This is a genomic window from Laedolimicola intestinihominis (assembly GCF_040096155.1).
In the GTDB taxonomy this organism is placed as follows: Bacteria; Bacillota; Clostridia; order Lachnospirales; family Lachnospiraceae; genus Laedolimicola; species Laedolimicola intestinihominis.
On the sequence record NZ_JBBMFE010000012.1, the window covers coordinates 31,538 to 42,144 of the forward strand.

Genomic DNA, 10,607 nt, shown 5'->3' on the forward strand with positions numbered 1-10,607 from the left:
TGTCTTTGGAGCGTGAAAAATGGTTGCCAATTATCTGACCAGTACCGTATTTATGATCATTATACTGCTGATTTTATTCGTGAAGATCTGCAACGATATGAAGCAGGAGAAAATGAAGCGCATGTATCAGGTGCTGGATATCACAGTAGTGCTCTATGTGTTGCTGGACGCGGGCTTTGCGGTCGACTTTCTGGAGGGAAGAAATCAGGAGCCGGGGTTTCAGATTGTTATCTTCCTGTTTTTCCTGGTCTATGTGATCACGCCGTTCATATGGCAGCTGTTTGTCCGCAGTTATACCAATGTGCCTCATGGACGGTGGTTTCAGATAGTGGAGAAGCTTCCGCTTATCATTCTGCTTGTCATGGTTGTAATGTCCCCTGATAATGGCTATGTCTGGTATATCACAGACACGGGAGACTATGTCCGGGGCAGTGGATTTGAACTTTTTACGGTCATCAATCTGTTCTATTATCTGGAAGCTTTTATAAATGGCATTTATATTCTCTATCACAAAATGTACGAAAAGGAGCCGTATCTTTTGCAGTCCCTGCTGCTGTCTACGATTCCGTTCGCGGCGGTTCTGGCTAATACATACCTGATTCCCCTGCGGATGACTTATCCGTTTCAGCCCTTCTGTCTGGTGCTGGGAACGCTGTTTGCGTATCTTTTCATGGCGGATCGACAGAAAAGCATGAAGGAAGAGCGCTATAACGAAAGTCTGAAGGAAGCGTTGGAGCTGGAAAAGAAAGCGTCCCGGCAGGCGGTTGAGGCCGGAAGAGTAAAAACGATCTTTCTGGCAAATATGTCCCATGATATCCGTACTCCCATCAATGCCATTTTGGGATTCACGGATATGATTGACCGGAATCCCGGGGATGAGGCGCAGGTAGTCAATGCGGTGGGAAAAATCAAGAATTCCGGTCAGGTGCTTCTGAATCTGATTAACGACGTACTGGATCTGACCCGGATTGAAAATGGCAAGCTGGAGCTGGAAGAAAGTGATATTGATTTGACGGCGCTGGTGAAAGATATGGAAACGCTATTTCTCCCGTCTGTCGAACAGAAAGGAATTGCCCTTACGATCTGGCAGGAAGTGGCGGATCCGTATGTACACTGTGACGAAGGAAAGCTGCAGCGGATTCTGGTTAATATCATCAATAATGCGGTAAAGTTTACACCGGCCGGCGGAAAAATTATATTTTTTGTAACGGAGGTTCCGGAAAACGATGGAACTTCGGAATATGGGTTCCGGATTCAGGATACGGGGATCGGTATCAGCAAAGAATTTCAGGAGCATATCTTTGAAGCCTTTGAACAGGAACGCAGCTCGTCAGTCGGCGGCGCTGCGGGCGCAGGACTTGGCCTGGCGATTGTGAAGAAGCTGACGGATTTGCTGGACGGAACTGTGACCATCGAAAGTGAGCCCGGAGAGGGAACGGCGGTGCAGCTGCGGTTTCATTTCCGGCAGACAGGGAAAGAGGAGATACAGAAGAAAAGAGAAGCAGAGAATACAGAGGATGATTTGTCCGGCCTGCATGTACTTCTGGTAGAGGACAATGAGCTGAATATGGAAATCGCTGCAGCCATGCTGAAGGAAAAGGGCGCGTCCGTGACCTGGGCCGGCGACGGACAGCAGGCGGTCGACCGGTTCCGGGAAAACCCGGCGGGGACTTACGATATCATTCTGATGGATGTGATGATGCCTGTGATGAACGGCCTTATGGCTACGAAGCAGATACGTGCCATGGAGCGGCCGGACGCAGCGTCCATTCCCATTTTTGCCATGACCGCCAATGCCTTCACGGAAGACATTGAGAAAAGCCGGGAAGCGGGCGTCAACGAACACTTAAGTAAGCCGCTGGATTACGGGAAGCTGGCGCGGATGATTCATGGATATGTGAAGAAAAAATAGAAGATTCTTATTTTTACAAAAGAACTCGCGGAAGACCAAAAGGTCATCCGCGAGTTCTTTCATTCAGAAATTATTTGACTCTTGCAGTCAGGCCGTCGCCCTCCACATCGATCACAATGGTTGCTCCGGTGGAAATCTCACCGCCCAGGATTAACTTGGCAGCCAGTGTCTCCACATGCTTCTGCATGTACCGTTTCAGCGGACGGGCGCCATAGACCGGATTGAAGCCGTGGTCTGCGATGAAGGTCCTGGCAGCGTCGGTCAGCTCCAGGGAAAGCTCCCGGTCAGCCAGACGCTCATTCAGTTCCTTCAGTAACAAATCAATGATCCGCGTGATGTTGCTCTTGGTCAGCGGCTTGAAGAGAATGGTCTCATCCAGTCGGTTCAGAAATTCCGGACGGAAATGAGCGCGCAGGTCATTCATAACCAGAGTCTGAGCCTCCGGCTTGATGCTGCCGTTCTCGTCGATGCCGTCCAGCAGATAGGAGGAACCGATATTCGAGGTCATAATCAGAATTGTGTTCTTAAAGTCCACGGTCCGTCCCTGCGAATCGGTGATACGTCCGTCGTCCAGTACCTGTAAGAGTACATTGAATACGTCCGGATGGGCCTTTTCAATTTCATCAAACAGGACAACGGAATAGGGCTTCCTACGAACAGCCTCCGTCAGCTGACCGCCTTCCTCGTAGCCTACATATCCGGGAGGAGCTCCGATAAGACGGGACACAGAATACTTCTCCATGTACTCACTCATATCGATACGCACCATATTGGACTCGTCGTCAAAGAGACTGGCAGCCAGAGCCTTCGCAAGCTCGGTCTTGCCGACGCCGGTGGGGCCAAGGAACAGGAACGAACCGATGGGCTTCGTGGGATCCTTAATACCGGCCTTGGAACGGATGATGGCTTCGGATACCAGAGTGACTGCCTCATCCTGACCTACGACACGCTTATGCAGCTCATCGTCCAGATGCAGGGTCTTGTTCCGTTCACTCTCAGTCAGCTTTGCCACCGGAATACCGGTCCAACGGGACACGATACGGGAAATTTCATCCTCAGTGACAGCTTCGTGAACCAGCGACAAATCCTTTTTGCTGATTTTCTCCTCTTCCTCAGAAAGTTCCTTCTGCAGAGCAGGCAGCTTGCCATACTGCAGCTCAGCGGCCTTATTCAGGTCGTAATTCTGCTGGGCAGTCTGAATCTGCTTATTGATATCCTCAATCTCCTCACGGAGCTTCTGCAGTCGCTCCACGGAAGTTTTTTCATTATCCCACTGTGCTTTCTGGGTATTGAACTGATCACGCAGCTCCGCAAGCTCCTTCTGCAGATGCTCCAGACGCTCCTGACTTAAGCGGTCGGTCTCCTTCTTCAGGGCTGCCTCTTCGATCTCCAGCTGCATAATCTTACGCCGCAGCTCGTCAAGCTCTGTCGGCATGGAATCCAGCTCCGTCTTAATCAGCGCACAGGCCTCGTCAACCAGGTCGATGGCCTTATCCGGCAGAAAACGGTCGGAGATATAACGGTTGGAGAGGGTAGCGGCAGCTACGAGGGCGGCGTCCGTAATCTTCACCCCATGGAACACTTCATACCGATCCTTCAGACCACGCAGAATGGAAATGGTATCCTCCACCGTCGGCTCGTCAACCATAACCGGTTGGAAACGACGCTCCAGCGCAGGATCCTTTTCAATGTACTGACGGTACTCATCCAGAGTGGTGGCGCCGATACAGTGCAGCTCGCCACGGGCCAGCATAGGCTTCAGCATATTGCCGGCGTCCATAGCTCCGTCGGTCTTGCCTGCGCCCACAATCAGGTGCAGCTCATCGATGAAGAGGATGATCTTGCCCTCGCTCTTCCGGACCTCCTCCAGAACGGCTTTCAGACGCTCCTCAAATTCGCCGCGGTACTTGGCGCCGGCCACCAGCGCGCCCATATCCAGGGAAAATACCTTCTTGTCCTTTAGACCCTCCGGTACATCGCCCCGCACGATACGCTGTGCCAAACCCTCCACAACGGCGGTCTTGCCGACGCCGGGTTCACCGATTAAAACCGGGTTATTCTTGGTCTTACGGGACAGAATCCGAATCACATTCCGGATCTCCGCGTCACGACCGATGACCGGGTCAAGCTTCTGCTCCCGTGCCTTTTCCACCAGGTCAGAACCATATTTACTTAAAGTATCATAGGTAGCCTCCGGATTGTCACTGGTTACACGCTGGTTGCCTCTCACAGAGGACAGCGCCTGCAGAAAACGATCCCTGGTAATGCCGTATTCCCGGAACAGCTCCTTTACAGAAGGACTGGGGTCATTTAACATGGCCAGAAACAGATGCTCTACAGAGACGTACTCATCGCCCATCTGCTTTGCCACATCCTCAGCGCTGATCAGTACCTTATTTAAATACTGACCGATATAGGGCTGTCCGCCGGAAACCTTTACTCTCTTATTTAATGCCTGTTCCACGCCATTCAGAAACAGATTCTGGTCGATGCCCATCTTCGCGACAAGCTTCAAGATCAGACTGTCCTCCTGACGGAGCAGACTCATCAGAAGATGTTCCTGTTCAATCTCCTGATTGCCATACTCATAGGCCAGCTTTTCCAGTTCGTTTACAGCTTGAATGGATTTCTGTGTAAATTTGCTGATGTTCATAAATCTGACTCCTTTCTTCTTCTAAGTTATATTGGTAAAATATGTTGTTAAAATAATAAAATATAAAAAAGAAAGTCCCGGCATCAAATACATTTCCATATCTGATACAGGGCCTTTTTCTTTTTCTGTACCCATTTATAACACTGCTGAAAGAAAAGATCAAGTACTTTTTTGAAAATAATTTATAAAAAATCTATAAAGTGTCAGACTACTTAATTATATAGTGCAAAACGGGGGAGTGAGGGTAAGCCCGCCCCGGTTCCTTTTCTCTCCGTCCGTTTTTCTTACCTTATATAAAGGAAAGCAAAAAAGATTTCTAAAAAAACTATAAACCCGCTTGACAAACCAAAATCATAGTGCTATCTTAATGTTAGCACTCGAGAGGGCAGAGTGCTAATAGATAAAAGCAACAAAGAAATGAAAAGAAACCAGTAAAGAAGAGGTGAACGAAATGGAACTGGATGAGAGAAAACAGAAAATCCTTCAGGCAATCATCCGTAACTATATGGAGACGGGCGAGCCGGTAGGTTCCAGAACCATTTCCAAATACTCAGATTTGAATCTGAGCTCCGCGACGATTCGAAATGAAATGTCAGACCTGGAGGAGATGGGTTACATCGTGCAGCCCCATACCTCAGCCGGACGAATTCCTTCTGATAAAGGATACCGCTTATACGTGGATCGTATTCTGGAAGAGAAGAATCACGAGGTACAGGAGCTGAAAGACCTGATGATTGAGCGAACCGATAAGATGGAGCAGGTATTGAAGCAGGTTGTGAAGGTCCTGGCTGCCAATACCAATTATGCTACCATGGTATCGGCCCCCACTTATCACAGGAACAAGCTGAAGTTCATCCAGCTCTCCAAAGTCAACGCGACGCAGATCCTTACAGTTATTATGATAGAAGGAAACATTGTCCGCAACAAAGTCATCGACGTGACCGAGGAGCTCGACCAGGAGACAGTCCTGAAGCTGAATATCCTGTTGAACAGTGTACTGAACGGCCTGTCCATTGAGGAAATTAATCTGGCGATGATTCAGAATCTGAAAGAGCAGGCAGGTATCCACAGCGAGCTGGTGGGCAGCGTCATTGATGCGGTGGCAGAAGTCATCCACTCCGAGGACGAGGTAGAGATATATACCTCAGGAGCGACCAACATCTTCCGCTATCCGGAGCTTTCCGATAACGGCAAAGCAAGCGAGCTGATCAGCACCTTCGAGGAAAAGCAGCAGCTGTCTGACCTGGTAAATCAGACACTGGAGAACAGTGACAGCAAAGGCATCCAGGTTTACATCGGACAGGAGACACCCATACAGTCCATGAAGGACTGCAGTGTAGTCACTGCTACTTACGAATTGGGCGAGGGCTTGCAGGGAACCATCGGAATCATCGGTCCCAAGCGAATGGATTACGAGAATGTATTGAAGACGCTGAAGACCCTGACTGAGCAGCTGGACGAGATTTACAATAGAAATAAGAAATAGAAAGGGGCAAGAACCCGTGGAACAGGAAATCAAAAACGAAGAGCTTCAGAATGAAGAAGCAAAGGAAGAAGAAACTGTGAAAGCAGAAGAAGCTTCCGAAGAAAAAGAAAGCACCGGCGGCGAGAAACCGGAGGAGACAGAAGCCGGAGAGGAGCCGGAGATGCTGAAGAAGAAAAAGAAAAAAGACAAGATGGAAGAGAAAATCGAGGAGCTTGAGGATCGCGTAAAGCGCCAGATGGCCGAATTCGATAACTTCCGAAAGAGAACCGAGAAGGAGAAGTCCCACATGTATGAAGTGGGAGCCCGGGATGTCATCGAGAAAATCCTTCCGGTGGTAGACAATTTTGAACGCGGTCTTGCATCTGTACCTGAGGATCAGAAAGAAAATCCGGTCATCGTAGGTATGGATAAGATATACAGCCAGCTGATGACCACTCTGACCGATCTGGGTGTAGAACCCATCGAGGCAGTGGGCGGGGAGTTTGACCCGAATTACCACAACGCAGTGATGCACGTGGAGGATGAAGAGCTTGGCGAAAATGTAGTAGCCGAGGAATTCCAGAAGGGTTACATGTACAAGGATACGGTAATCCGTCACAGCATGGTAAAAGTCGCAAACTAAGAAATTACATTTTACAATCAGAATACATTGAGGAGGTCTCTATTATGAGCAAGATTATTGGTATCGACTTAGGAACAACAAACAGCTGCGTAGCAGTTATGGAGGGTGGTAAGCCCGTAGTAGTAGCAAATACAGAGGGAGCAAGAACCACACCGTCTGTAGTGGCATTTACAAAGACAGGCGAGAGACTGGTAGGCGAGCCGGCAAAGCGTCAGGCAGTTACCAACTCCGAGAAAACCATTTCTTCTATTAAGAGAGAGATGGGTACCGATCACAAAGTAAACATCGACGGAAAGCAGTACACTCCGCAGGAGATTTCCGCTATGATTCTGCAGAAGCTGAAAGCAGACGCAGAGAACTATCTGGGCGAGAAGGTTACCGAGGCAGTTATTACGGTACCGGCATACTTCAACGACGCACAGAGACAGGCAACCAAGGATGCAGGTAAGATTGCAGGCCTGGATGTAAAGCGTATCATCAACGAGCCGACCGCTGCGGCACTGGCATACGGCTTGGACAATGAGAAAGAGCAGAAGATCATGGTATACGACCTGGGCGGCGGTACCTTCGATGTATCTATCATCGAGATTGGCGACGGCGTTATCGAGGTTCTGGCTACCGCAGGCGACAACCGTCTGGGCGGCGACGACTTCGATAAGAAGATTGTAGATTACATGCTTGCAGAGTTCAAGCGCACCGAGGGTGTAGACCTGTCCGGTGACAAGATGGCTATGCAGAGACTGAAAGAGGCCGCAGAGAAGGCGAAGAAGGAGCTTTCCAGCGCAACCACAACTAACATCAACCTTCCGTTCATCACAGCAACCGCTGAGGGACCGAAGCATTTCGATATGAACCTGACAAGAGCAAAATTCGACGAGCTGACCCACGATCTGGTAGAGCGTACCGCAGGACCGGTTCAGGCAGCGCTGAAGGATGCAGGCATTACAGCTTCCGAGCTTGGCAAGGTACTGCTGGTAGGCGGTTCCACACGTATTCCGGCCGTACAGGACAAGGTAAAACAGCTGACCGGCCATGAGCCCAGCAAATCTCTGAACCCGGATGAGTGCGTGGCTATCGGTGCTTCCATTCAGGGTGGTAAGCTGGCAGGCGACGCAGGCGCAGGCGATATCCTTCTTCTGGATGTTACTCCGTTGTCTCTGTCCATCGAGACCATGGGCGGTATCGCAACCCGTCTGATTGAGCGTAACACAACCATCCCGACCAAGAAGAGCCAGATCTTCTCTACCGCAGCTGACAACCAGACAGCCGTAGATATCAACGTCGTACAGGGTGAGCGTCAGTTCGCGAAGGACAACAAGTCTCTCGGTCAGTTCCGTCTGGATGGAATCCCGCCCGCAAGACGTGGTGTTCCGCAGATTGAGGTTACCTTCGATATTGACGCAAACGGTATTGTAAATGTATCCGCAAAGGATCTGGGTACCGGCAAGGAGCAGCATATCACCATCACCGCAGGCTCCAATATGTCTGACAGTGACATCGATAAGGCAGTGAAGGAAGCTGCTGAGTTCGAGGCTCAGGATAAGAAGCGTAAGGAAGCCATCGACGCGAGAAACGACGCGGACTCCATGGTATTCCAGACCGAGAAGGCACTGGAGGAGGTTGGCGCACAGGTTGATCCGGCCGACAAGTCCGCAGTAGAGGCAGAGCTTACTTCCTTGAAGGCAGTTCTGGAGAGAACCAAGGATCAGACTGATATTTCTGACGCAGACTTAGATGAGCTGAAGAATGGCAAGGAAAAGCTGATGAACGCGGCACAAAAGGTATTTGCAAAGGTATATGAGCAGGCCCAGGCAGCACAGGGTGCGGCAGGCCAGGCAGGACCGGATATGGGAGCAGGCACCGGAACAGGCGCAGGCGCTTCTGATGATGTCGTAGACGGCGACTACAGAGAGGTTTAATAAAAAAGAATCAGGCTTGACAGAAAATGGGCGTTGCGCTATATTGAAAGGCAGGCTTGAAAGAAAAGAATCCAAGAAAGGCTCGAAGGAGCCTTTCTTGCATATCAGAAATCTGATATGCAAGAAGCCTTCCAGGCGTAGAATCCTGCAAAGCAGGATTCTTTTAGAGGCTTTACCGCAAAGCAATTGAGAAAAGGTATAAAGGAAGATAGAAAAAATGGCAGAGCAGAAGAGAGATTACTACGAGGTTCTGGGCGTAGACAAGAACGCGGACGACGCCACTATTAAGAAGGCGTACCGTCAGCTGGCAAAGAAATACCACCCGGATATGAACCCCGGCGATAAAGAAGCGGAAGTGAAATTCAAAGAGGCTTCCGAGGCGTACGCAGTCTTAAGCGATCCGGACAAGAGACGTCAGTACGACCAGTTTGGTCATGCGGCATTTGAAGGAGGCGCAGGCGGTGCAGGCGGCTTCGGCGGCTTTGATTTCAACGGCGCGGATATGGGAGATATCTTTGGAGACATCTTCGGTGATCTCTTCGGCGGCGGCCGCGGCAGACGTGCCAACAATGGCCCCATGCAGGGGGCAAACTTACGTACACAGGTACGCGTGACCTTCGAGGAAGCAGTTTTTGGCTGTGATAAGGAGATCGAGCTGACTTTGAAGGATGAGTGCAGCAGCTGCCATGGAACCGGCGCGAAGCCGGGTACCTCCCCGGTGACCTGTCCGAAATGCGGCGGCAAGGGACAGGTGGTATACACCCAGCAGTCCATGTTCGGCATGGTGCAGAACGTGCGTCCCTGTCCGGATTGTAACGGAACCGGTAAAATCATCAAAGAAAAGTGTCCGGACTGCTACGGCACCGGTTATATTGCCAGCAAGAAAAAGATTTCTGTTACGGTACCGGCAGGTATCGACAACGGCCAGAGCATCCGTATCCGTGGAAAGGGAGAGCCGGGGGTTAACGGCGGTCCCAGAGGCGATCTGCTGGTTGAGGTTATCGTGGCCCGTCACCCGATTTTCCAGCGGCAGGATATGAATATCTACTCCACGGCTCCCATCAGCTTCGCCACGGCGGCGCTCGGCGGCACCGTCCGCATCAAGACCGTGGATGGTGAGGTGGAGTATGATGTGAAGGCCGGAACCCAGACCGACACCCGCGTGCGTCTGAAAGGCAAGGGCGTACCGTCCCTGCGCAATAAGAACACCCGCGGCGATCATTATGTGACGTTGGTGGTACAGGTGCCGACAGATTTAAGTAAGGATGCGAAAGAAGCCCTGCGCGCTTACGATGATATTGTGAACGGTAAGAATCCGGAGAAGCCGGGTAAAGGAAAGAAAGGCTTTTTTGATAAAATGAAAGAGGCGCTGGACGAGTAATCCGGCGTAAGATAAAAAGAGACAGCGTGTTATCTCATTTCTGATAACACGCTGTTTTGCGATCCTGAGAAATAAAGGGAGTGCTGCGACATTTCGCTTACATCCGGTTCGTAAAGGCGTCTATGGTATGTACCTGCCGGGCCAGCGAAAACCACCGGTTCAGCTGCGCGCTGTTTCGCTGGGTCAGAATCTGCTCGCGGATCCGTAAGGGTACTTCTCCGTAATCGGACAGGGTCTCCAGAATACATTCTGCCTTCCCTTCCGCAATTCCGTAGGAGCGCGCCTTATCATAAATCAGCTCATAATATTCATCGGTCATTCGGGAATCCCTCTTTCATTACATTTTATACAGGAATCGTCAGAAATCCGGTATCCCGTACAATAAATTCACAATATCATACAAATCCAAACAAATCAAGGAAAAATATGGTAAAGACAGAACCGGACAATAAGAGACAGAAAAAGCTGTCTGCTATGTGGAAAAATTATCGTGACAATGTACAACAAAAATTCTCAGAATCCGCAAATGTACATCAAAAAATACAACAATCAAATGGACAACCGCCAACCAATATGTTACAATCAGCTATGTATGAAGATATCAAAAATGCCTTGCCAGGGCTGATAAAATAAG

8 protein-coding genes are annotated in these 10,607 nt (G+C 50.0%); 6 read left to right on the forward strand and 2 right to left on the reverse strand.

Features of this window, described 5'->3' with window-relative positions; all coding sequences use genetic code 11:
* The first annotated feature begins 19 nt into the window (after positions 1-19).
* Entirely contained in the window at positions 20-1,912 is a 1,893-nt protein-coding gene (locus WMO29_RS12225; RefSeq protein WP_349164981.1) for an ATP-binding protein, read from the forward strand.
* 70 nt (positions 1,913-1,982) lie between these two features.
* Here WMO29_RS12225 and clpB read toward each other — a convergent pair whose 3' ends face one another.
* Positions 1,983-4,565, reverse strand: a complete 2,583-nt coding sequence (gene clpB / locus WMO29_RS12230) for an ATP-dependent chaperone ClpB (protein ID WP_349164982.1) — start codon at positions 4,563-4,565, stop codon at positions 1,983-1,985.
* A 451-nt stretch (positions 4,566-5,016) separates the two neighbouring features.
* Here clpB and hrcA point away from each other — a divergent pair, with 451 nt between their 5' ends.
* From hrcA to dnaJ, 4 genes are all read left to right on the forward strand, one after another.
* Entirely contained in the window at positions 5,017-6,051 is a 1,035-nt protein-coding gene (gene hrcA, locus WMO29_RS12235) for a heat-inducible transcriptional repressor HrcA (protein ID WP_349164983.1), read from the forward strand.
* A 16-nt stretch (positions 6,052-6,067) separates the two neighbouring features.
* The gene (gene grpE / locus WMO29_RS12240) at positions 6,068-6,673 is read left to right on the forward strand and encodes a nucleotide exchange factor GrpE (RefSeq protein WP_349164984.1); all 606 of its coding nucleotides are present in this window, start codon (positions 6,068-6,070) and stop codon (positions 6,671-6,673) included.
* Between the two features lie 44 nt (positions 6,674-6,717).
* Positions 6,718-8,592: a molecular chaperone DnaK gene (gene dnaK / locus WMO29_RS12245; RefSeq protein WP_349164985.1), complete on the forward strand. Its 1,875-nt coding sequence runs from the start codon at positions 6,718-6,720 to the stop codon at positions 8,590-8,592.
* A gap of 217 nt (positions 8,593-8,809) precedes the next feature.
* Positions 8,810-9,973 carry a molecular chaperone DnaJ gene (dnaJ, locus tag WMO29_RS12250; RefSeq protein WP_349164986.1) on the forward strand — a complete coding sequence of 388 codons (1,164 nt, stop codon included), beginning with the start codon at positions 8,810-8,812 and terminating at the stop codon, positions 9,971-9,973.
* Positions 9,974-10,070: 97 nt separating this feature from the next.
* Here dnaJ and WMO29_RS12255 read toward each other — a convergent pair whose 3' ends face one another.
* Positions 10,071-10,292 (reverse strand): hypothetical protein, encoded by a 222-nt coding sequence (locus tag WMO29_RS12255; protein ID WP_178039871.1) that lies wholly within the window; start codon positions 10,290-10,292, stop codon positions 10,071-10,073.
* A 107-nt stretch (positions 10,293-10,399) separates the two neighbouring features.
* Here WMO29_RS12255 and WMO29_RS12260 point away from each other — a divergent pair, with 107 nt between their 5' ends.
* Positions 10,400-10,606: a hypothetical protein gene (locus WMO29_RS12260; RefSeq protein WP_349164987.1), complete on the forward strand. Its 207-nt coding sequence runs from the start codon at positions 10,400-10,402 to the stop codon at positions 10,604-10,606.
* Position 10,607 lies beyond the last annotated feature (1 nt).